Here is a 22,776-nt window from a genome sequence, read left to right as displayed (position 1 = left end):
GCTGCGCGGCGCAGACCGACGTCATCCCGTGGGCGGGCCTGCTGCCCGGGCGGCGTTGTCCTCTCCTGTCGGCCCCTCTCCCATGAAGAGCCGTGAGCCATGGCTGGTTTTGAGTCCTTCCGACCGGTGGAGCCGGACGCGCCCCGCAACGCGGGCGCAGACACCGGGGACGACGGCGGCCGCGCGGACCTCGCTCCAGCCGACGGCCACGCCGATGCATCGGGTCGCCTGCCCGCCACCAGGCAGGCCGATGGCCAGGCCGACGCCCAGGCCGACGAGCCGGGCTGCGTACCGGCCGACGAGCACGGGGGTGAGCGTGGGGGCGAGCGGGCTGATGATCGTGTCGACGAGCACGCCGGCGAGCGGGTTGTCGGCGAGCGGGTTGGCGACGCCGCCGCCCAGCGAGCCGGCGAACCAACTGGCTCCTCGGGCGTCGCTGGTACCGCCGATCTCACCCCGGGCGCCGAGGAAGCAGGCCTGGAGCCGGGCGCTCCCCGGGGCCTCGTGCGCGCTCTGTGCGGCCTCCTGGTCCGACGGGGCGGCCTCGCCCGGCATGACCGTCCAGGGCCTCGCCAGCGGCGTGGCGGGCACCCGGCCGACCCCGCAGGGTCTCCGGTGACGGGCCGCCTGGGCCCGGGCGCCGAGCGCCCGGAGGCGTCCGGCTTGCCCGGCGCGCACGCCGAGTCGACGGCCCGGGACGCGTCCGCACGCTCCCTCGACCCGGTCTTCCAGCACGGCGTGGTCGTCGGCTTCGACGGCTCCCTGTCGAGCGAGCGCGCCCTCGCGTACGCGGTGGGCATGGCGCGCCGTTCGCAGTGCGGCCTGGTGATCGTGCACGTCGCCAACCGCCTGCCCGCCACTGTCTGGGCGGGCTGTGAACCTCCCGTCTTCGTCGACCTCCCCGACCACCGGACCGAGGTCCTGGGCCTGGAGCTCGCCTGCGCGGACTTCCTCACCGGGGTGCCGTGGATCCTGATCGAGCGGGGCGGCGACATCTGCCACGAGATCGAGGAGGTCGGCCGCGAGTACGCCGCCGACGCGATCGTCGTCGGCACGACGCACGGCCTGCTCGGCAAGATCTTCGGCTCGGTCTCCGGGCGGCTGGCGCGGCGGGCCAACCGCCCGGTGATCGTGATTCCCTGACGCTCCGTCGGGCGCTGCGTGTCCGCGCCCCCGGAGACGTCTCCCCGTTGTCGGCCGATGGTGCCGGCCGCCGATGGTGTCGGACGCCCCGCCGACTTCGGCCCGCTCCTCTGTGTCGTGGGCTCCTCAATGCCGCCTGAGGAGCGGGTAGTTGCTCCGGTGGGGCCGGATCAGAACCCGGCGCCGATCTCCCGGGCGATGAGCATGCGCTGAACCTCCGATGTGCCCTCCCCGATTTCCAGGATCTTGCAGTCGCGCCAGAAGCGGGCGACCGGGAACTCGTTCATGAAGCCGTACCCGCCGTGGATCTGGGTCGCCTCGCGGGCGTTGTCGACGGCGGCCTCGGACGAGTACAGCTTCGCGATCGCGGCCTCCTTCTTGAACGGTTCGCCGTGCAGCAGCCGGGAGGCGGCGTCCCGCCAGGCCAGGCGGGAGGTGTGGGCGCGCAGCTCCATGTCGGCGAGCTTGAACTGGATGGCCTGGTTGGCGCCGATCGGCCGACCGAAGGCCCGGCGCGTGCCGGCGTACTTGACGGACTCGTCGACGCATCCCTGGGCCAGGCCGGTGGCCAGGGCCGCGATCGCGATGCGGCCCTCGTCGAGGATCCGCAGGAACTGGGCGTAGCCTCGGCCACGCTCGCCCAGCAGGTTGGCCGCGGGAACGCGGCAGTCGGTAAAGGACAGTTCGCGGGTGTCGGATGCGTTCCACCCGACCTTCGAGTACTTCTTCGATACCTGGAACCCCGGGGTCCCGGTGGGCACGATGATGGAAGAGATTTCGCGCGTTGGCGAGCGGAATTCGCCTTCTTCACTCGAACGAGCGATCGGTTCCGTGAGTGCGGTGACGGTGACCAGACCGGTGATGTCCGTGCCGGAGTTGGTGATGAAGCACTTGGTGCCGTTGATGACCCACTCGTCGGTGGTCTCGTCGTACCGCGCGGTCGTGCGGGTCGCGCCGGCGTCCGAGCCGCCCTCGGGCTCGGTCAGGCCGAAGGCGCCGAGGAGTTCGCCGGAAGTCAGCCGGGGCAGCCACTCGCGCTTCTGCTCCTCCGTCCCGAACCGGTGGATCGGCATCGCGCCGAGCGAGACGGCCGCCTCCAGGGTGATCGCCACCGAGGAGTCGACCCGGGCGAGTTCCTCCAGGGCGATGCCCAGTGCGAAGTAGTCGCCGCCCATGCCGCCGTACTCCTCCGGGAAGGGCAGGCCGAACAGGCCCATGCGCCCCATCTCGCGGACGATCTCGTAGGGGAACTCCTCCCGCTCGTAGAACCCGCCGATCTTCGGCGCCACCACGTCCTGGGCGAACTCGGCGACGGTGCGCCGCAGTTCCTCGTACTCGCTGCTGAGCCGGTGGTCGAACACGGTGATCCTCCTGGAGCCCGGCCGGGGTGGCCGCGGGCGTGAGCGGGACGACCGGCGTCCGTCTGACGGTGTGACGGTCGCACGGTGTGGTTGGGCGATGAACGTGGTGCCCGGTGCCGGCCGCGGCCGGGATTCCGCGCGGCCGGCACCGGGGAGCGGTGGTGCGGCGGGGTCAGCCCCGGGCGGCGCCGAGCAGCGCCTGGACGGTGCGGGACGGGCTCGGACGGCCGAGCCGCTCGGCCATCCACCCGCTGGTGGCGACCAGCGCGCGCAGGTCGACCCCGGTCCGGATGCCGAGCCCGTGCAGCATCCACACCAGGTCCTCGGTGGCCAGGTTGCCGGTGGCGCTCTTCGCGTACGGGCAGCCGCCGAGCCCGCCCGCCGACGCGTCCACCGTGGTGACCCCCTCGCGCAAGGCCGCCAGGGTGTTGCTGAGCGCCTGGCCGTAGGTGTCGTGGAAGTGCACGGCGAGCCGGTCGGCCGGCACCCCGGCCCGCGCGAAGCCGGCCAGCAGGGCGCCGACCTGCCCGGGGGTGGCCACGCCGATGGTGTCGCCGAGGCTCAGCTCCGCGCAGCCCATCTCCAGCAGCCGCACGCCGTACGCGACCACCTGGGAGACCGGGACCGGACCCTCCCAGGGGTCTCCGAAGCACATCGAGAGGTAGCCGCGGACCGCCAGCCCGGCCTCGGCCGCCCGCGCCACGACCGGGCGGAACATGGCCATCGCCTCGTCCGCCGAGCGGTTGAGGTTGCGGCGGGCGAAGGTCTCGGTGGCGCTGGCGAACACCGCGACGTCGGTGGCGTGGTGGGCGAGCGCCCGGTCGAGGCCGCGTTCGTTGGGCACCAGTACCGGCAGCCGAAGGCCGGGGTGGCGCTCCGGCAGGCCGGCGAGCCGGGGCATCAGCTCCTCGGCGTCGGCCAGCTGAGGGACCCATTTCGGGTGGACGAAGCTGGTGGCCTCGACGGTGCGCAGCCCGGCGGCCGCGAGCCGGGCGATGAACTCCGCCTTGACCTCCACGGGCACCAGGGAGCCCTCGTTCTGCAGCCCGTCGCGCGGTCCGACCTCGTGGATCCGGACCTCCTCGGGCAGGCCGGGGGCGCGGACGGGGTCGGGCAGGCCCAGGTCCAGCGCGTCGGGCTCGCGGGCGGGTGCGGTCATGACCGCACCCCGGCGGCCGCGGGGGCGCCCTGCTCGTCGGCGCCGTCCCCGGCCGGGGCGACCACGACCAGCAGTTCCTCCATCGCGACGGTGGCGCCGGCGGTGGCCCGCAGCTCGGCCACGACACCGTCGTGCGGGGCGGCGATCACGTGTTCCATCTTCATGGCCTCCAGCACGAGCAGGGGCTGGCCCTTGCGGACCGTCTCGCCCGTCGTGGTCTTGACGACGGTGACGGTCCCGGGCATCGGGGCGGTCAGGGCGCCGTGGTGGGCGGCGGTTCCGGCGGCGCGCTCGCCCACCGGGTCGTGGGTGTGCAGCGACCAGGCGTCGCCCTCGACGCCGAGCCAGGTCACCGGGCCGGCGGCGAGGCCGGGAGCGGCGTCGGTGGCCAGCGCGAACGTGGTCTGCAGGCCGTCGACGGTCAGGTGCAGCCGGTCGGCGGTCCGGGTCGCGCGGGCACGGTGGACGGGCCCGGCGCCGAGCCGTAGCTCGACCTCGCGGGTGAGCTCGGCGGGATTGTCAGTGGCATCGGCTACGTTGCCCGCAGTGATCGAACGGATGCGCACCGAGACCGGATCCTGGCCGGGGGTACGGAGTCGGTGGGTGGTCCAGGCGGGGGTGCCGCTCAGGCGCCAGCCGGAGGGAAGGGAGAAGGGGTCGGTCCAGCCGCCGAGGTCGGCGGCCGGGGTGAGGTCCAGGTGCCGCGCCAGCGCGGCCGCGTAGTAGAGGAGGTGGGCAGGTGGTGGCGTCTCGGCCGTCAGCGGGTCGGCAGTTGTGGCATCGGCCTCGTGCTCGTCATCGGCCTCGTTGGCCTTGTCGGCCTCGCCGGTCTCGTTCGCGTCGCTCGGCGCGTTCGCCGGGGAGTACGGCGAGGCGAGCAGGGCGGGCTGCTGTTGGGCCGTCTGTTCCACCAGGCCGGTGTCCAGTCGGCCGGCGACGACCTCGGGGTGTGCGAGCAGCCGTCGCAGGAAGCCGGTGTTGGTGGTGACGCCCAGGATGCGGGTGTCGGCCAGCGCGGCGCGGAGCCGACGCAGCGCGGTCGGGCGGTCGGGCCCGTACGCGATGACCTTGGCGAGCATCGGGTCGTAGGCGCTGGTGACGACGGATCCGGGGGCGACTCCGGAGTCGACGCGCACGCCCTCGCCCTGGGGCTCGTCCAGGACGAGGATGCGGCCGCCGGTGGGCAGGAAGTCCCGTTCCGGGTCCTCGGCGCAGATCCGGGCCTCGATGGCGTGGCCCAGGAAGGAGATGTCGGACTGATCGAAGGAGAGCCGTTCGCCCGAGGCGATCCGTAGCTGCCACTCGACCAGGTCGAGTCGGGCTGAATCGTCGCCGACGGCGACGGCGAGTTCGGTGACGGGGTGTTCGACCTGGAGGCGGGTGTTCATCTCCATGAAGAAGAAGTCCCGTACCCCCTCGGTGGAGGCGGTGGCGGGGGAGTCCGGGTCGATGCCGGGAACGATGAATTCCACGGTGCCGGCCCCGGTGTAGCCGCAGGACTCCGCGGCGCGGACGGCCGCGGCGCCCATCGCGGCGCGGGTCTCGGTATTGAGCAGAACGGAGGGGGCTTCTTCGATCAGTTTCTGATGGCGGCGCTGGAGGCTGCATTCGCGCTCGCCGAGGTGGACGGTGGTGCCGTGGGCGTCGGCGAGCACCTGCACCTCGATGTGCCGCGGCCGGTCGACCCAGCGTTCCAGCAGCAGGGTGTCGTCGCCGAAGGCGGTCCGGGCGACGCGGCGGGCGGCGGCGATCTCGGTGGGCAGGTCGGCGCGGTCCCGCACGAGGCGCATACCCTTGCCGCCGCCTCCGGCGGACGGCTTGAGCAGGACGGGGTAGCCGATCTCCTCGGCGGCGGCGAGGAGTTCCCCGTCGGTGGGCGCGGTGGCCTGGCTGCCGGGGACCACCGGAACGCCGGCGGTTCGGACGGCTTCCTTGGCGTTGATCTTGTCACCCATCAGCTCGACCGCACCGGGAGGAGGTCCGATGAAGACGAGGCCGGCGTCGGCGCAGGCGCGGGCGAAGCCGGCGTTCTCGGCGAGGAAGCCGTAACCGGGGTGCACGGCCTGGGCCCCGGTGCGGCGGGCGGCGGCGAGGATCTGGTCGGTGCGCAGGTAGGTCTCGGCCGCCGAGCTGTCGCTGCGGTCGGCGGGGCCGAGCCGGACGGCGACGTCCGCCTCGCGGACGTGCGGCGCGTCGGCGTCGGCGTCGCTGAACACGGCGACCGAGCGCACGCCGAGCCGCCGCAGGGTGCGGATCACCCGGAGGGCGATCTCGCCGCGGTTGGCGACCAGAACTGTGTCGAACATGGGAGGCGTTCCTCCGGGTCGAGGGGAGCCGTACGAAGGAGGTGGCGGCGGAGTGGCGGCGGGGAGGGGAGAGCGCCGGCCCGGGCGGTGAGCCGGCGCCGCGGGAGTCACGCCCGCAGGAGCGGGGTCACACCGACAGGAGAGGAGAGGTCGCGTGGGAGGGGCGGGTCACACTCGCCGGGGCGGGGTCACATCCGGAAGACCCCGTACGGGCCGGGCGGCGGAAGCGGGGCGTTGGCGCAGGCGGTGAGGGCGAGGCCGACGACGGTGCGGGTGTCCATCGGGTCGATCACGCCGTCATCCCAGAGGCGGGCGGTGGCGTAGTAGGCGTTGCCCTGGCGCTCGTACTGCTCGCGGACGGGGCGCTTGAACTCCTCCTCCGCCTCGGCCGGCCACTGCTCGCCGCGGGCCTCCAGTTGGTCGCGGCGGACGGTGGCGAGGACGGACGCCGCCTGCTCGCCGCCCATCACGGAGATCTTCGAGCCCGGCCACATCCACAGGAAGCGAGGTGAATAGGCCCGGCCGCACATCGAGTAGTTGCCGGCTCCGTACGAGCCGCCGATCACCACGGTCAGCTTCGGGACGCGGGTGCTGGCGACGGCGTTGACCATCTTGGCGCCGTGCTTGGCGATGCCGCCCGCCTCGTACTGCCGGCCGACCATGAATCCGGTGATGTTCTGCAGGAAGAGGAGGGGGATGCCGCGCTGGTCGCACAACTCGATGAAGTGGGCGCCCTTGAGGGCCGACTCGGAGAACAGCACGCCGTTGTTGGCGACGATGCCGACGGGGTGGCCGTGGATCCGGGCGAAGCCGGTGACCAGGGTCGCGCCGTACTCGGCCTTGAACTCGGCGAACCGGCTGCCGTCGACCAGCCGGGCGATCACCTCGCGCACGTCGTAGGGCGTGCGCGGGTCGACCGGGACGGCCCCGTACAGGCCGACCGGGTCCACGGCCGGCGGCTCGACCGGGGTGAGCGGCCACGGCCTGGCCGAGCGCGGGCCGAGCCCGGCCACGATCGTGCGGACGATGGAGAGGGCGTGGGCGTCGTCCTCGGCCAGGTGGTCCGTCACCCCCGAGGTGCGGGAGTGCAGGTCACCACCGCCCAGTTCCTCGGCGGTGACCACCTCTCCGGTGGCGGCCTTCACCAGCGGCGGCCCGCCCAGGAAGATCGTGCCCTGGTTGCGGACGATCACGGCCTGGTCGCTCATCGCCGGGACGTACGCCCCGCCGGCGGTGCAGGAGCCGAGTACGGCGGCGATCTGCGGGATGCCCGCGGCGGAGAGCCTGGCCTGGTTGTAGAAGATCCGGCCGAAGTGGTCGCGGTCCGGGAAGACCTCGTCCTGCATGGGGAGGAAGGCGCCGCCGGAGTCCACCAGGTAGACGCAGGGCAGCCGGTTCTCCAGCGCGACCTCCTGGGCGCGCAGGTGCTTCTTCACGGTCATCGGGTAGTAGGTGCCGCCCTTGACGGTGGCGTCGTTGGCGACCACCACCACCTCGCGTCCGGTGACCCGGCCGATGCCCGCGATCACCCCGGCCGCGGGCGCCGCCCCGTCGTACATCCCGTCGGCGGCCAGCGGGGCCAGTTCCAGGAAGGGCGAGGCCTGGTCGAGCAGGGTGTCCACCCGGTCGCGGGGGAGCAGCTTGCCGCGCGCCGTGTGCCGGGCGCGGGCCCTGGCACCGCCGCCGAGGGCCGCCGCGTCGAGCTTCTCGCGCAGCTCGGCGACGAGGGCCCGGTGTGCCTCGGTGTTGGCCCGGTAGGCGGTGGAGCCCGGGTCGACCGCGGTGCCGAGCCGGGGAGCGGGAGCAGCGGCTCCCGGCGGTACGGCGCCCGGCGCCGCCGTGGTGCCGGCCGCTGCGCTGCCATGGACGCCGGTGGGTACACCGGCGGTTGAGATGACCATTCCCAAGAGCTCCCTTGCCCTCGGCACCAGGTGGGCGGCCGAATGCGGTGCGCCCGTGGACCTCACGTTAATTAACGTTAACTCACGCGCCCAGGTTAACGGCCGATAACCCCACTGTCTACGATGGGCAGCATGCCGAACGTCCCCGCAGCCTCCGCGCTCCCACGCCGCGACCAGATCCGTCGGGAGGCCGCGCGACTCTTCGCGGCCCGGGGTTTCCTCGGGGTGGGTGTGGACGAGATCGGCAAGGCCGTCGGCATCAGCGGGCCCGGGCTCTACCGCCACTTCGCCGGAAAGGACGCGATGCTCGCCGATCTGCTGATCGGCATCAGCGAGCGCCTGCTGGAGGAGGGGCGGCGCCGGGCGGGCGGCGGTGACGGTCCGGCCGCCGCGCTGGACGCGCTGATCGGCGGCCACGTCGACTTCGCCCTCGACGACCGCGACCTGATCACCCTCCACGACCGCGAGCTGCTGAACCTCAAGGAGGAGGACCGCCGCACCGTCCGCCGGCTCCAGCGCGGCTACGTCGAGCTGTGGGTGGACGTGGTCCGGCAGGCCTATCCGCAGCTGACGGGCCCCGCCGCCGAACCGGTGGCCAGGGCCGCCGTCCACGCCGTCTTCGGCCTGATCAACTCGACCCCGCACAGCCTCGGCCCGGGCCCCGCCCAGGACGAGCGCTCCGGCCTCCAGCGCGACGGCATGGCCGTCCTGCTGCACGCCCTCGCCCACGGCGCCTTCGCGGCGGCGGCCGAGTCGGTGTCCGCGCAGGCCTGAGCCCTGCGCGCCCCCGGAGGGCCTGCCCGGTGGTCCGGGCTCAAGGGTCGGCGGTCCGGCTCCGAGGCCGGAGGTCCAGGACCACCGGAGGTCTAGGACCAAAGGATGGCGCCCGCCCGCCCCTGGCCGCTGGGCCTTCGGCGGGTCGTCCGCGACCCTGGAGTCAGGCGACCCTGGAGGCGGGCGGGGTCGGCGGGCCGTGCGCGCGTTCGGCCGGGACGCGTTCGGCCGGGAATCACCGCAGGCCGCAGGCTGTTGGCCAGTCCGCCGGACCGGACGATCCGGGCCTCCCCGGCCCGCTCCGGCCCCATCCGGGCCGGAAACGCCATGGCGGCCACCCGACGAAATGGTTAGCATCCCTAAATATGCCTGAGACTCACGGATCCACGGTGGAGCAATCCCCGAGCGGCTCGCCGGACCCCGGCGCGAGCCCGCAGCTGGACGGCGACCACCCGCAGCCGGACGGCGACCACCCGCAGCCGGACGGCGACCACCCGCAGGCCGTCGGCTGGCTGCGCCGCCTGGTCGGCTACTGCTGGCGGTCCCGCCGCAGCGTGCTGCTCGCCTTCGGCGCCTCGCTCGTCGGCATGGCCGTCACCTCGCTGGTGCCGCTGGTCACCAAGGTGATCATCGACGACGTCATCACCGCGCACACCCGCTCGCTGGTCCCCTGGGCGGTGGTGCTGCTGCTCGCCGCCGTCGTCGTCTTCGGTTGCACCCAGGTCCGCCGCTACTACGGCGGTCAGCTCGCCCTGGACGTCCAGCACGACATGCGTAGCGACCTGTTCCGCTCGCTCGGCCGGCTCGACGGCCACCGCCAGGACCGGCTGGACACCGGCCAGGTGGTCGGGCGCGCGACCTCCGACCTCCAGCTGATCAACGGCCTGCTCTCGATGCTGCCGATGATGACCGGCTACCTGGTGATGTTCGTCATGTCGCTGGCCGTGATGGTCTGGCTCTCCCCGCCGCTCACCCTGATAGCCCTGGTGATGGCCCCCGCGCTGTGGTGGATCACCGTCCTCAGCCGCAAGCGCCTCTTCCCCGCCACCTGGGCCGCCCAGCAGGAGGCGGCCGCCGTCGCGGGCGTGGTGGACGGCGCGATCGGCGGCGTCCGGGTGGTCAAGGGCTTCGGTCAGGAGGCGCAGGAGCTGGACAAGCTGGAGCGGGCCTCCCGTCACCTGTTCGCCGCCCGGCTCCGGTCGATCCGGCTCAACGCCCGCTACAACCCGGCGATGCAGGCCATCCCGGCGCTCGCGCAGGTCGCGGTGCTGGCCTTCGGCGGCTGGCTGGCCGTCGACGGCCAGGTGTCGCTCGGGACCTTCGTCGCCTTCTCCACCTACGTCGCGCAGATGACCGGGCCGGTGCGGATGCTCACCATGGTCATCACGGTCGGCCAGCAGGCCCGGGCCGGTGTGGAGCGCGTCCTCCAGCTGATCGACGAGCGCCCGCTGGTCCAGGAGCGCCCGGACGCGCTCACCCTGGACCTCACCGGGGACGGCACCCGCGAAGGCACCGCCACCGGCGTCCGCGAAGGCAGCGCCGCAGGCCCTCGCGCCACCGCAGGCCCTCGCGCCACCGCAGACACCCGCGCCACCACAGGCCCCCGAACCTCCGATGTCGCCCTGGAGTTCGACCAGGTCGAGTTCCGCTACGACCCCGAGCACCCCGCCCCCGTCCTGCACGGCCTCAGCCTGAAGCTGGCCCCCGGCGAGACCCTCGCCCTGGTCGGGGCTTCCGGCTCCGGCAAGTCGACGGTGGCGCAGCTGGTGCCGCGCTTCTACGACCCGGCGGCCGGCGCCGTCCGCCTCTACGGCCACGACCTGCGCGACCTCACCCTGGACTCGGTCCGGTCGGCGGTCGGCATCGTCCCCGAGGAGAGCTTCCTGTTCTCCGAGTCGGTCCGCACCAACATCGCCTACGGCCGTCCGGACGCCACGGACGAGCAGGTGGTGGCGGCCGCGCGGGCCGCCCAGGCCGACGAGTTCGTCCGCGCGCTGCCCGACGGCTACGAGACCAAGGTCGGCGAGCAGGGCCTGACCCTCTCCGGAGGCCAGCGCCAGCGGATCGCGCTGGCCCGGGCGATCCTCACCGACCCCCGGATCCTGCTGCTGGACGATGCCACCTCGGCGGTGGACCCGCAGGTCGAGGCGGAGATCCACGACGCGCTGCGCTCGGTGATGACCGGCCGCACCACGCTGCTGATCGCCCACCGCCGTTCGACCCTGCAGCTCGCCGACCGGATAGCCGTCCTGGATCACGGCCGGCTGCTGGACATCGGCACGCACGAGGAACTCGACGCCCGATGTCCCCAGTACCGGGCTCTGATCACCGACCCCGAGGCCGGCCGCACACCCCGGTCGTCCGAGACCCCGCAGACCCCCGAGCAGACCTCTCCGCAGACCCCCGAGCAGCCCGCTGGGCAGCAGGCCCCCGAGCAGCAGACCCCTGAGCAGAAGGCCGCTGAGCAGACCGAGGCGCGGTCCACCCCCGAGCCTGTCCACGAACCGACCCCCACGCCGGCCTCGCCCCCCACCCCGGAACCCATCGCCACGCAGGCCCCCGCCCCGGCCACCCCCGACCTCCCCACCCCCGCCCTGGTCAAGGCGGCCCGCACCGCCGACCCCGACCTGCTGGCCAAGGTCGCGGCCCTCCCGCCGGCCGCCGACTCCCCGGCGGTCCCGCGCGCCGAGGCCGAGGCCGGTGACCCGGACTTCACCCTCCGCCGCCTGCTGCGCCCCTTCCGCGTCCCGCTCGCCTTGGCCCTGCTGCTCGTCGCGCTCGACGCGGCCTCCGGCCTGGTGCTGCCGGTGCTGATCCGGCACGGCATCGACCAGGGAGTCAGCAAGGCCCTGATGTCCGGGGTCGCCGTGGCCGCGCTCGCCGCGCTGGTGGTGGTGCTGCTGGACTGGTTGGTGCAGAGCGCCGAGAACCGGGTCAGCGGCCGGACCGGTGAGCGGGTGCTCTACCTGCTCCGCCTCAAGATCTTCGCCCACCTCAACCGGCTCGGCCTGGACTACTACGAGCGCGAGCTGTCCGGCCGGATCATGACCCGGATGACCACCGACCTGGACTCGCTGACGTCCTTCCTGCAGACCGGCGTGGTCACCGCCGTGGTCAGCCTGCTGACCTTCGGCGGGATCTTCGCCGCGCTGCTGATCATCGACGCCGGCCTGGCCCTGGTGGTCTTCGCGGTGCTGCCCCTGCTGGTGATCGCGACGCTGGTGTTCCGCCGGAAGTCCAGGGACCAGTACGAGTTGTCCCGGGACCTCATCAGCACCGTCAACGCCGACCTCCAGGAGAACGTGGCGGGCATGCGGATCGTCCAGGCCTTCCGCCGCCTGGACACCAACACGGACCGCTTCGTCGCCCGGGGCGTCGCCTACCGCGAGGCCCGGGTGCGCGCGCAGCTGTACATCTCGTTGTACTTCCCGTTCGTCCAGTTCCTCTCCAGCGTGGCCGCCGCGCTGGTGCTGATCGTGGGCGCGGCCCGGGTCGACGCCGGGACGCTGACGGTCGGCGCGCTGGTCGCGTACCTGCTGTACATCGATCTGTTCTTCGCACCGGTCAACCAGCTGTCCCAGGTGTTCGACGGCTACCAGCAGGCTTCGGTGGGTCTCGGCCGGATCCGGGAGCTGCTGCGCACCCCGACCGCCACGGCCGAGGCGGCCGACCCCGTGCCGGTGCCCGAGGGGCTGCGCGGCGAGATCTCCTTCGAGGGCGTCGGCTTCGCCTACAACGGCGGTGCGGACGGCGCCCCGAACGTGCTGACCGGTGTGGACCTGCACATTCCGGCCGGGCAGACGGTGGCGCTGGTGGGCGAGACCGGCGCCGGCAAGTCGACGCTGGTGAAGCTGGTCGCCCGGTTCTACGACGCGACGGAGGGCACCGTGCGGGTGGACGGGGTCGACCTCACCCGCTTCGACCTGGCGCAGTACCGCCACCGGCTGGGCGTGGTGCCGCAGGAGGCGTACCTGTTCGCGGGCACGGTGCGCGAGGCGATCGCGTACGGCCGGCCCGACGCCTCGCCGGCCGAGGTGGAGGCGGCGGCCCGGGCGGTCGGTGCGCACGACATGATCGTCCGGCTGTCCGGCGGCTACGACCACGAGGTCGCGGGTCGCGGCCGCAACCTCTCGGCCGGCCAGCGGCAGTTGATCGCGCTGGCCCGGGCCGAGCTGGTCGATCCGGACGTCCTGCTGCTCGACGAGGCGACCGCGGCGCTCGACCTGGCCACCGAGGCGGCGGTCAACCAGGCCGCGGACCGGCTCAGCGGTGGCCGCACCACGCTGGTCATCGCCCACCGGCTGACCACCGCCGAGCGCGCAGACCGGGTCGTCGTGCTGGACCACGGCCGGGTGGTCGAGGACGGCACGCACACCGAGCTGCTCGCCCGGGGCGGCACGTACGCCCGGCTCTGGCAGGCGTTCATCGCGGACGGCCACCCGGCGGTCGAGGCCGTCGCCGCCGGGTAGCCGACTGCCCGCGATCAGTCTGGCGGACCGTCGCCGGCGGCCCGTCAGGCTGATCGTCAGGCGGCGATCAGCGAGGCCAGCAGGCCGGTGGCGTCGATCCCGCGCGGCAGGTCGCTGACCTGTCCGTCGCCGACCTCGACCACGCGCCAGCCGGAGCCGTCGGCCCGGTTGGCGAGGTCGGTGGTGACGAAGCGGCAGCCGAGCATCCGGACCAGGGGGCGGACGCCGGTGAGGTCGGGTTCGACATCGTGGTGAGGCGCGTCGGGGTGCGGCCCGACCAGGACGGGTTCGCCGTCCAGCCACCACACCCGCGCCTCCACGGCCCGCCCGCTCCCACGGCCCGAACGGTCATCCGACCCTCCATCCGGCCCTTCGCCCGATCCTTCGCCCGATCCTTTGCCCGAGTCGTCACCCGAGTCGTCACCCGAGCTGCCGCCCGGCCCGTCGGCCAGCGGCTCGAACTCCTCGTACCGCCGCAGCACCACCCCGCCGGTCAGGAAATCGCCCTGGAGCTCGACGAACCGCGCCACCACGCGTCCGACGCTCGTCAGATCGGCCAACTCGGGGACGTAGCAGGCCTCGTGCCACTCGTGCTTGCGCGACTTCACGTAGTCCTTGACGATCGCCGGCCCGATCCCGCCGAGCCGGGCCGCGGCGGCCGCCAGCTCTTCCGGCCCGGGCACCGCGGCAGCGGCGGCGGGGATCCACGCGCTGGGCGGGGTCGCCCCCTCGAACACGCCGTACCAGCCCGGCAGTTCGTGTGCCGTCGCATAGCCGGCCGGGCTGGTCAGCAGGGCGCAGCCGCGCGCGGCGAGCGCGGCGGCGAAGCCGGCGTAGCGGGCGGACGGAAGCATCCAGCCCCGGTACCAGAGCGGACCCCGGTCCTGCGGCACCCGTCGGACCGCCTGCTCGGCGTGCCCGGTGAGCAGCGCGTCGTGGTCGACCAGGTGGTGCTCGCCGCCCAACTCCCGCAGCAGCCTGGCCTCCCAGGCGAAGTGCGGGTCGGGCCGGCGCGGGTTGAGCGGGTCGGCGGGGAAGAGGATCGCGGGTACGGGCATGGCCGTCAGGGTAAGGCCCGGGCGGGGAGGCGTCGGCGGCTTTCGGCGCGTCAAACCCGCTCGACGGCCCGGCCGGGTGCTGGGAGAGTGATCCGATGCGAAATCTGCTGAGACTCCGTAGGCGTGTCCCCCGGCGGGCGGCTCGCACGGTGGTCCTGGACGAGGACGGCTCGGTCTTCCTGCTCCGTTCGGACAACGACGAGGTCGGCGTCCACTGGACCATGCCGGGCGGCGGGCTGGAGCCCGGCGAGACCCCGTGGACCGGCGCCCGGCGCGAACTCTGGGAGGAGACGGGCTGGAGCGACCTCGAACCGGGCCCGCTGCTCTGCACCTGGGAGCACGACTTCACCTGGCACGGCACCCCGGTCCGTCAGCACGAGCACATCTACCTCACGGGCGGACCGCACCGCGGCCCGGTCGGTGACGTCAGCGCGGTGCACGCCGAGGACCGGATCCTCGACTGGCGCTGGTGGACCCCGGCCGACCTGGCGGACGAGAACGCCGACGCGCTCTGGCCGCCCCGGCTGCCGGAGTTGCTGGCCGCCGTCCGCGAGGGCTGGGCCGTCGACGGGCGCCCCCCGGTACCCGTCGACCTCGGCTTCATCCCGAACGCCCCGGCCAGCCGCTGACGGCCGCCCGCCGACCGCTCCCCGACGCCCGGTCGACCGCGATCTCCCGGCTGCCGTCCCCTGGCCGTTGCCGGCGGCCCCTGAACGCGCGCTGCTACGACCGTTGCCGACGGGCCCTGCCCGCGCGCTGCTGCGACCACACGCTGCTACGAGCGGACGCCCCTACGGGCGCCCGCCGCGTCGTGCCCGCCCGCCCGGGCCGGATTCCCAGCCGTGCAGGTCCAGCTCCCGGTCGTGCAGCGCGCAGGGGTTCATCAGCACGGTCAGCTGCGCGTCGGTCAGCTGCTCGAAGGCGAGCCCGGTGGCGGACAGCAGTTGCTCGGTCGGCACCGAGACGGCGATGGCGGGGCGCCAGGAGGGCAGCACGATCAGGCTGGTGCCGCGGCCGATCCGGACCGGTTCCGCCGTCACCCGGATCGGCGCCCGCTCCTCCGGGCGGCCGACGGCCTCGGGCTGGTTCGGGCTGCCGCCGATCAGGATGCCGAGCGGTGTCTCGGCCCGCGCCGCCTCGGGGTCGGCGCCCGATGGCGCCGTCACCGCCCCGGTGCCTCCGATGGGTTCACCCGAACCGGGTGCGGCTGCCGCCCGGACCTCGGCCGGGAGAGCGGCGGAGGTCGCGGCCGTCTCCCGTGCGGCCGCCCCCTGCCCGGTCGCGTCGGCCTGCGGGTGCATCCGGCGCAGTCGGCGCGAGGGCGCGGGGCGCCGGGATCCGGCGGTCCGGAGTTCCTCGCGCGCCGCGCGCCGCACGGGTACGGCCCGGTCGCCCTCGGGCGCGACGGTCGGTCGACCGAACCGGCCTGCCCCGGTCCCGGCCCGCCCGCCCACGGCCTCGGCCTCACCACCCGGAACGTCTTCACGATGCTGAACGCCCGCGCCGCCCTCACGGACCCCGCCCTCACGGACCCCGCCGTCCCCGTCCTCGTCCTCGCCGTCCTCGGCGCTCTCGCCGAGCAGCGCCCGGACCTCCGTGGCCGGTCGCCGGCACGCGGCCGCCAGGTCGGCGACCGAGCGGCCTTGGGCGCGGGCGGCCCGCAGCCGGTCGGCGAGCGCCGCCCGCAGCCGCGAGGTGGTCGGATCGTCCGCAGCCGCCTCGCCCCCCGCCGCGAGTCCGCCGTTCTCCGCGCCGTCCTCCCGTCCGCGCGGCTGCGGAACCGAGTCGTGGCGTGAGCCGCCCGCCTGGCGCGGCCCGCCGACCGTGCCGGACGGGGCGGCGCCCGGAGCGCCGGCCGGGCCGGTCTCGGCGGCCGTCGCGATGGAGCAGCGCGCGGCGTGCGGGGGCGCGGATCCGGCGCTGCCCCCGGGCGGGCCGGGCAGGGACGGGTCGGTTGCGGCGGGGTGGAGCGAGGTCATCGGCACGGGCCCTTCGGCGGACGGTCCGGATGATCCTCCCGCACCGCGCGACCAGCTCCAAGAGTCAACTCCGGGGGTGTGCGCGAGACCACTGCCCGCCCCTACGCCCCGTGTCGACTCAAGTGCCGGGCGCGACGAAGCCCTTGAGGTCGGCGAGCACCGCGTTGGCGGCCATGACACCGAGCCCGAGGAACCAGGTCTCGTCCGAAACCGGCCGGGCCTGACCGGACTTGACCGCGCCGAGGGTCTTCCAGAGCGCGCCGCCAAGCACCGCGTCCTGGTTGGTGGAGCTGGGGCTGCCGTACACGCCGTAGAAGATCCAGTCGGCGTCGGCCTTGTCGATCTGCTCCGGGCTGACCTCCACCGCGAGTTCCTTGACCTGTTCGATCTTGGGCTGCGGCAGCGGGACGTCGGTGAGGATGGTGCCGATGAAGGACAGCTCGGCGTACAGCCGGGTCCGGCCGGGCATGAAGCGCAGCGGCGTGATGGTGGGCCGCTTGTCGCCGAGCTTGGCGCCGATCGCGGTGGCGGCCGCCTGGTACGCGTCGAGCTGGGTCTTGGCCTCGGCCTCCAGGCCGAACGGGCTGGCGTTGAGCTGGAAGTTCTGCTTCCAGGGGTAGCCGGGGCGCAGCGAGAAGACGGTCGGCGCGATCTTGGAAAGCTGCGTGTACTGGTCCTGGGCGCGCAGCTGGCTGCCGAGGATCAGGTCGGGCTTGAGCGCGGCGATGGCCTCCAGGTTGAGGCTGTTGATGGTGCCGACGTTGGCCGGGTTGCCGGCCTTGTCCTTGAGGTAGGACGGCAGGGACTTGGAGCCGTCGGTGTAGACGATGCCGACCGGCTGGATGCCGAGTGCGACGACGTTGTCGAGTTCGCCGGTGTCCAGGACCACGACCCGGGTGGGCTTGGCGGGGATGACGGTCTCGCCCATGGCGTGCTTGACGGTGCGCGGGTAGACGCCGGGGGCGGCGTCGGTGCCGAAGCCCTTCATCTTCTCGATCACGGTGGCGTAGTCGTCGCCGCCCTGCTTGACCGACTTCTGGTCGGGCGATGCGCCGCCGGTGCCGGGGGTCGCGCCGCCGGAGCCGCCGTTGCCGCCCGAGCCGCCGGAGCTGCCGCAGGCGGTGAGCAGTCCGCCGAGGCCGAGGACCGCCCCGCCGGCGATCCCGGCGGAGAGGAACCTGCGGCGGGAGGGGGTGCGGGGGACGAGGACCAGGTCGTCGGAGTGGGGGGCCACGCGACGCTCCTTCGAATCGAGGTTAGGTGAGGCAAACCTATCCGAAGCGTCCGAGGGGGGCGTGGTGACCCGTCCGGGCTGGGGGTGAACCATCTCAAACCTTGACATAAGGGAGAAATTCTCTTGACCCTGATCCTTTGAAACTAAGGTACACCGCTTAGCACGCCGTTAATGCTGCACCTTGATGGCCTTCGTCGAGAACGAATCGAAGCAAGTGGTTTAGATCACCAAGGGTTGGTCTACTCAACCTTCCATGCTCGCGCCTAGGGTGCGCTGGTGTTTGATCAGCAGCTCTCAGAGCACGGAAGCAGCGGCCGGGCAATGGCGCCCGGCGCTCCGCAGGGTGCCCCGGTCAGTGGCATCAGTGGTGGAGTCCCCGACCAGGGGACAGCTGGGGGAGCGGGGGACAAGGGTCTACGGGGCAACTCGGTGGGCCTGCTGGGCAGTGTGGTCCTGGGCGTTTCCACGGTCGCCCCGGTCTACTGCCTGACCGCGACACTCGGGCCGACCGTCACCGCGGTCGGCGTCCAGATGCCCGCCGTGTTCCTGGCCGGCTTCCTGCCGATGCTGCTCGTCGCGTTCGCCTACAAGGAGCTGAACAAGGACTTCCCGGACTGCGGCACGTCCTTCACCTGGACGGTCAAGGCCTTCGGCCCCCGGGTCGGCTGGATGGCCGGCTGGGGCCTGACCGTCGCGACCATCATCGTGCTGTCCAACCTGGCCGGGGTCGCGACCGACTTCCTCTACCTGATGCTCGGCGAGATGACCGGCAGGAGCTGGGTCGCCGAACTCGACCAGAACCAGGCCGTCCACCTGCTCACCGTCGTCCTGCTGATCGCCGGCGCCACCGCGATGAGCTACCGGGGGATGACCGCCACCAAGTGGTTCCAGTACAGCCTGGTCGGCCTCCAACTCGCCGTGCTGGTGCTCTTCTCGGCCATCGCCATCGGCAAGGCCGCCGCCGGCGACCTGCCCGACTCGATCGGCTTCTCGTTCTCCTGGCTCAACCCGCTCCAGGTCAGCTCCTTCAGCGCCTTCACCGCCGGCCTGTCGCTGTCGATCTTCATGTACTGGGGCTGGGACACCTGTCTCACCATGAACGAGGAGACCCTCGGCAGTGCCAAGACCCCTGGCCGCGCCGCGATGGTCTCCATGGTCACCCTGGTCGGCTCGTACCTGCTGGTCGCGATCTCCGCCCAGATGTTCGCGGGCGTCGGCTCCACCGGCTCCGGCCTCAGCAACCCGGAGACCTCCGACAACGTCTTCGCCGCGCTCGCCCGCCCGGTCCTCGGCTCGCCGTGGAGCGTCCTGCTCTTCCTGGCCGTCGTCGCCAGCGCCGCCGCCAGCCTCCAGACCACCTTCATCCCGGTGGCCCGCACCCTGCTCGCGATGAGCGCCTACCGTGCCGTGCCGCCGCGCTTCGGCGCCGTCCACCCGCGCTTCCGCACCCCCGGGTACGCCACCGTCGCGGCCGGCATCGCCACCGCCGTCTTCTACGTCGGCATGAGCCTGATCAGCGAGAACGTCGTCCAGGACACCATCCTGGCGCTCGGCCTGATGATCTGCTTCTACTACGCGCTGACCGCGTTCGCCTGCGTCTGGTACTTCCGCCGCTCGCTGCGCACCGGCCCCCGCGACCTGTTCCTCAAGGGCATCGCCCCGCTGCTCGGCGGCGTGCTGCTGAGCGGGGTCTTCCTGCAGACCCTCACCGACGCCTGGAACCCGGACTACGGCAGCGGCGCCGTCTTCGGCATCGGCTCGGTGTTCGTCATCGGCGTCGGCATCCTGCTGCTCGGCGCCGTCCTGATGACCTGCTACGGGCTGGCCCGGCCGGAGTTCTTCCGCGGCGAGACGCTGCGCAAGGACACCCCCGCGCTGGTCGTCGAGGACTGAGAGGACCGGGAGGACCGGGAGGACCGGAGCGCCGAAAGCCGACCACGCCGCCGGGCACCGACGCTATCCTCGACCGCATGAAGCTCTACGCGGGCCAGTGCTGGTGGCCGTCCTGAGGGACGGCCACCCCACCCGCTTGACCAGGGCCGTCCGGAATGGACGGCCCTTTCGCGTTTCCCACGGAACGGGCCCCCGCCCCGGACGGCCGCCACCACCGCCGTACCGAGGAGAAACCCGATGACCACCGAGACGACCGCGACCACCCCGACGACCCCGTCCGTGGCCACCACCGCCACCTTCACCGCCGACCCGGCCGGCCACCGCGTCCTCACCGGGGACCGCCCCACCGGACCGCTGCACCTCGGCCACTACTTCGGCACCCTGCACAACCGCGTCCAGCTCCAGAACCAGGGCGTCGAGATGTTCGTCGTGATCGCCGACTACCAGGTCATCACCGACCGGGACATCGCCGACCGGCTCGCCGAGCACACCGAGAACCTCGTTCTCGACTACCTCGCGGCCGGCCTCGACCCCGACCGCGCCACGATCTTCGCGCACAGCGCCGTCCCCGCCCTCAACCAACTGCTGCTGCCCTTCCTCAGCCTGGTCAGCGTCGCCGAACTGAACCGCAACCCCACCGTCAAGGACGAGATCGCGCACTCCCGCCAGTCCGCCGTCAACGGGCTGATGTTCACCTACCCCGCCCACCAGGCCGCCGACATCCTCTTCTGCAAGGCGAACCTCGTCCCGGTCGGCCAGGACCAGCTGCCCCACCTCGAAGTCGCCCGCACCATCGCCCGCCGCTTCAACGAGCGCTACCCGCACGCCGACGGCGGCGCCGTCTTCCCCACCCCCCGCGCACTGCTCTCCGACGCCCCGCTGCTGCTCGGCACCGACGGCGGCAAGATGAGCAAGAGCCGGGGCAACTCCGTCCCCCTCGGCGCGACCGAGGACGAGACCGCCCGGATCATCCGCGGCGCCAGGACCGATGCCGACCGCCGGATCGACTACGACCCGGCCAACCGGCCCGAGGTCTCCGGCCTCATCCTGCTCGCCGCGCTCTGCCAGGACCGCGCACCCGAGGAGATCGCCGAGGAAATCGGCGACGGCGGGGCCGCCGCGCTCAAACGCACCGTCACCGACTCCGTCAACGAGTACCTCCGCCCCCTGCGTGCCCGCCGCGCCGAACTCGCCGCCGACCGAGGCCACCTGCGCCAGGTCCTGCGCGACGGGGCCGAACGCGCCAACGCCGTCGCCGACGCCACCCTCGACGAGGTCAGGAAGGTGATGGGGGCGATCTGAAGAACCGCCCCGCACCTCCGGCGCACCTTCGGGGCACCTTCGGCCCGAAGACGTCGGCTCGCGGACATCGGCCCGTCGACACGGGGGCATATCGTCACCGGGCGGCCTCGACCACGCCGAGGCCGCCCGTACCCGGCCTCCCCCGAAAGGCGTCCCGGACCATGGACCAGCACCCGACCACGCCCGGCCAGGGTCTGACCCGCCCGCCGCACCTGCGCCCCGGCGACCACATCGCCGTCGTCGCCCCCAGCGGCCCGATCGACTCCCAGCGGCTCACCGACGGCTGCGCGGTCCTCCGCTCCTGGGGCCTGCGGGTCACCGTCGCCCCGCACGTCCTCGACGCCCACCCCACCCTCGGCTACCTCGCCGGCACCGACGCCGACCGCGCCGCCGACCTCCAGTCCGCCTGGCTCGACCCCACCGTCGACGCCGTCATCTGCGCCCGTGGCGGCTACGGCGTCCACCGCATGGTCGACCTGCTCGACTGGGACGCCATGCGCGCCGTCCCGCCCAAGCCGTTCATCGGCTTCAGCGACGTCTCCTCCCTCCAGGAGGCCTTCGCCCAGCGGCTCGGCATCGCCACCCTCTACGGGCCGATGAGCGCGGCCGGCTCCTTCATCACCGACGGACCGACCGCCGACCACCTGCGCCGCACCCTCTTCGAGCCCACGGCCACCACCGTGCTCACCTCACCGACCGCCACCGCCCTCGTCCCCGGCCGCGCCCGGGGCGTCACCGCGGGCGGCTGCCTCCACGTCCTCGCGGCCGAGCGCGGCACGCCCGCCGCCCGGCCCTCCTACGCCGGCGGCATCCTGATCCTGGAGGACGTCCACGAGCAGCCGTACCAGCTCGACCGGCTCCTCACCCAGTTCCTGCGCTCCGGTGCGTTCGACGGGGTCGCCGGCATCGCACTCGGCTCCTGGGACGGCTGCGGACGGCTCGACCGCGTCCGGGACGTCATGCTCGACCGCCTCGGCCCGCTCGGCATACCCGTCATCTGGGAACTCGGCTTCGGCCACTGCCCCTCCACCCTGACCGTCCCGCTCGGCGTCCCCGCCGTCCTCGACGCCGACGCCGGCACCCTCACCCTGGAGGTGCCCGCCCTCGCCGAGCGGTGAGGCCCGTGCCGACGGTGAGTAGGGTGCGGCCATGAACGAGGACCGCCTCACCGCCCTCGCCCTCGGCTTCCTCCGGGGCCCGGGCAGCAACGCCCGCACGATCCTCGGACTTGCCGGCCCGCCCGCCGCCGGCAAGTCCACCCTGGCCCGGCACCTGGTCGCCGAGATCGAACGCGCCGAGGGCCCCGGCAGCGCCGCGTACGTCCCACTCGACGGCTTCCACCTGTCCGCCGCCCAACTGGACCGCCTCGCCCTGACCCACCGCAAGGGCGCCCCCGCCACCTTCGACGCCCACGGCTACGTCGCCCTGCTGCGCCGCATCGCCGCCGACCGCTTCCAGGACATCTACGCCCCCGACTTCGACCGCACCCTCGACGAACCGGTCGCCGCCCGCCACGTCGTCCGCCCGCACACCCGCCTCGTCATCACCGAGGGCAACTACCTCGCCTCCACCGACACCCCGTGGCCGGAGGCCCGCCGCCTGCTGCGTGAACTCTGGTACGTGGACACCGACGACGCCCTCCGCGAGGAGCGCCTGCTCCGCCGCCACCGCGACGGCGGCCGCGACGAGGCCACCGCCCGCCACTGGGTGGCCGGCAACGACCACCCCAACGGCGAGTACGTGAAAGTCGGCCGCGCACTCTGCACCCGGACCGTCCCCGGCAGCGGCTTGCCCGCGACGCCGACCAGGGGTAGTGTTCTCTAGTCGCTCGGCAGGGAGCACCGGACACGCATCGGCGCGGACGGTCCCGGGGCGGCCAATCCTCTTGAAACACCATTTCCCGGTTCGGGCTGGGTCGCGTCTTGTCGCGGCTTGGTTCCTATTCGGCGTGTTCGTTTTATTGGATTGCGGTCGATTCGCTTTTCGGAGCTGGGATCGGATAGAGTTTGAAACGTCGGACGGGGCGTCAAGCCGCAGAAGACGCCAGCGAGTTGGATGAACGAAGCGCCGGAAACGGGGCGGAAAACATCTGGTAAGCTGGGAACACGAAAGAACGAAGCGCCCGGAGGGCCCGCTGGAAGGCGGTCCGAAGGAAGTGTCCGTTCCTTGAGAACTCAACAGCGTGCCAAAAGTCAAC

At 73.1% G+C, this 22,776-nt stretch carries 16 protein-coding genes; 8 read left to right on the top strand and 8 right to left on the bottom strand.

The features are described 5' to 3' along the window. Positions 1-21: 21 nt before the first annotated feature. Positions 22-591 (bottom strand): hypothetical protein, encoded by a 570-nt coding sequence (locus AB0O19_RS15595; RefSeq protein ID WP_363619925.1) that lies wholly within the window; start codon positions 589-591, stop codon positions 22-24. 72 nt (positions 592-663) lie between these two features. Here AB0O19_RS15595 and AB0O19_RS15590 point away from each other — a divergent pair, with 72 nt between their 5' ends. Further along, on the top strand, positions 664-1,143 hold the full coding sequence (locus AB0O19_RS15590; protein WP_363620161.1) for a universal stress protein: 480 nt from the start codon (positions 664-666) through the stop codon (positions 1,141-1,143). Between the two features lie 170 nt (positions 1,144-1,313). Here the strand turns inward: AB0O19_RS15590 and AB0O19_RS15585 are convergent, their stop codons facing one another. The 4 genes from AB0O19_RS15585 to AB0O19_RS15570 form a co-directional block, all read right to left on the bottom strand. Beyond that, entirely contained in the window at positions 1,314-2,504 is a 1,191-nt protein-coding gene (locus AB0O19_RS15585; protein ID WP_063349303.1) for an acyl-CoA dehydrogenase family protein, read from the bottom strand. Positions 2,505-2,676: 172 nt separating this feature from the next. Continuing rightward, positions 2,677-3,663, bottom strand: a complete 987-nt coding sequence (locus tag AB0O19_RS15580) for a hydroxymethylglutaryl-CoA lyase (protein WP_363619923.1) — start codon at positions 3,661-3,663, stop codon at positions 2,677-2,679. Next, positions 3,660-5,969 (bottom strand): biotin carboxylase N-terminal domain-containing protein, encoded by a 2,310-nt coding sequence (locus AB0O19_RS15575; RefSeq protein WP_363619921.1) that lies wholly within the window; start codon positions 5,967-5,969, stop codon positions 3,660-3,662. The genes AB0O19_RS15580 and AB0O19_RS15575 overlap by 4 nt, the downstream gene beginning before the upstream one ends. Before the next feature lie 188 nt (positions 5,970-6,157). Continuing rightward, positions 6,158-7,870 carry a carboxyl transferase domain-containing protein gene (locus tag AB0O19_RS15570; RefSeq protein WP_363619919.1) on the bottom strand — a complete coding sequence of 571 codons (1,713 nt, stop codon included), beginning with the start codon at positions 7,868-7,870 and terminating at the stop codon, positions 6,158-6,160. A 132-nt stretch (positions 7,871-8,002) separates the two neighbouring features. On the opposite strand from AB0O19_RS15570, the gene AB0O19_RS15565 reads away from it, so the two are divergent. Together AB0O19_RS15565 and AB0O19_RS15560 are read left to right on the top strand one after the other, a co-directional pair. Continuing rightward, positions 8,003-8,644 carry a TetR/AcrR family transcriptional regulator gene (locus AB0O19_RS15565; protein WP_363583548.1) on the top strand — a complete coding sequence of 214 codons (642 nt, stop codon included), beginning with the start codon at positions 8,003-8,005 and terminating at the stop codon, positions 8,642-8,644. Positions 8,645-9,009: 365 nt separating this feature from the next. Continuing rightward, positions 9,010-13,113, top strand: a complete 4,104-nt coding sequence (locus AB0O19_RS15560; protein ID WP_363619917.1) for an ABC transporter transmembrane domain-containing protein — start codon at positions 9,010-9,012, stop codon at positions 13,111-13,113. Between the two features lie 56 nt (positions 13,114-13,169). On the opposite strand, the gene AB0O19_RS15555 is transcribed toward AB0O19_RS15560, so the two are convergent. Next, on the bottom strand, positions 13,170-14,171 hold the full coding sequence (locus tag AB0O19_RS15555) for an ATP-grasp domain-containing protein (protein ID WP_363619915.1): 1,002 nt from the start codon (positions 14,169-14,171) through the stop codon (positions 13,170-13,172). A gap of 95 nt (positions 14,172-14,266) precedes the next feature. Here AB0O19_RS15555 and AB0O19_RS15550 point away from each other — a divergent pair, with 95 nt between their 5' ends. Next, complete coding sequence (locus AB0O19_RS15550; protein WP_363619913.1) at positions 14,267-14,800, top strand: NUDIX domain-containing protein; 534 nt, start codon at positions 14,267-14,269, stop codon at positions 14,798-14,800. Positions 14,801-14,962: 162 nt separating this feature from the next. Here AB0O19_RS15550 and AB0O19_RS15545 read toward each other — a convergent pair whose 3' ends face one another. Together AB0O19_RS15545 and AB0O19_RS15540 are read right to left on the bottom strand one after the other, a co-directional pair. Beyond that, the gene (locus AB0O19_RS15545) at positions 14,963-16,150 is read right to left on the bottom strand and encodes a hypothetical protein (RefSeq protein WP_363619911.1); all 1,188 of its coding nucleotides are present in this window, start codon (positions 16,148-16,150) and stop codon (positions 14,963-14,965) included. A gap of 118 nt (positions 16,151-16,268) precedes the next feature. Continuing rightward, positions 16,269-17,384 (bottom strand): iron-siderophore ABC transporter substrate-binding protein, encoded by a 1,116-nt coding sequence (locus tag AB0O19_RS15540; protein ID WP_363619909.1) that lies wholly within the window; start codon positions 17,382-17,384, stop codon positions 16,269-16,271. A gap of 321 nt (positions 17,385-17,705) precedes the next feature. Here AB0O19_RS15540 and AB0O19_RS15535 point away from each other — a divergent pair, with 321 nt between their 5' ends. The 4 genes from AB0O19_RS15535 to AB0O19_RS15520 all read left to right on the top strand — a co-directional run bounded on the left by AB0O19_RS15535 (position 17,706) and on the right by AB0O19_RS15520 (position 22,403). Beyond that, entirely contained in the window at positions 17,706-19,277 is a 1,572-nt protein-coding gene (locus tag AB0O19_RS15535; RefSeq protein WP_363620159.1) for an APC family permease, read from the top strand. 237 nt (positions 19,278-19,514) lie between these two features. Beyond that, on the top strand, positions 19,515-20,579 hold the full coding sequence (trpS, locus tag AB0O19_RS15530) for a tryptophan--tRNA ligase (protein ID WP_363619907.1): 1,065 nt from the start codon (positions 19,515-19,517) through the stop codon (positions 20,577-20,579). 161 nt (positions 20,580-20,740) lie between these two features. Continuing rightward, on the top strand, positions 20,741-21,697 hold the full coding sequence (locus AB0O19_RS15525) for an LD-carboxypeptidase (protein ID WP_363619906.1): 957 nt from the start codon (positions 20,741-20,743) through the stop codon (positions 21,695-21,697). A 31-nt stretch (positions 21,698-21,728) separates the two neighbouring features. After that, positions 21,729-22,403 (top strand): nucleoside/nucleotide kinase family protein, encoded by a 675-nt coding sequence (locus tag AB0O19_RS15520; protein ID WP_363619904.1) that lies wholly within the window; start codon positions 21,729-21,731, stop codon positions 22,401-22,403. Positions 22,404-22,776: the final 373 nt, after the last annotated feature.

It is taken from the genome of Kitasatospora sp. NPDC091276, assembly GCF_040684355.1.
In the GTDB taxonomy this organism is placed as follows: domain Bacteria; phylum Actinomycetota; class Actinomycetes; order Streptomycetales; family Streptomycetaceae; genus Kitasatospora.
The sequence above is the reverse complement of the archived record's forward strand: the minus strand, read 5'-3'. Positions and strand labels throughout refer to the sequence as shown.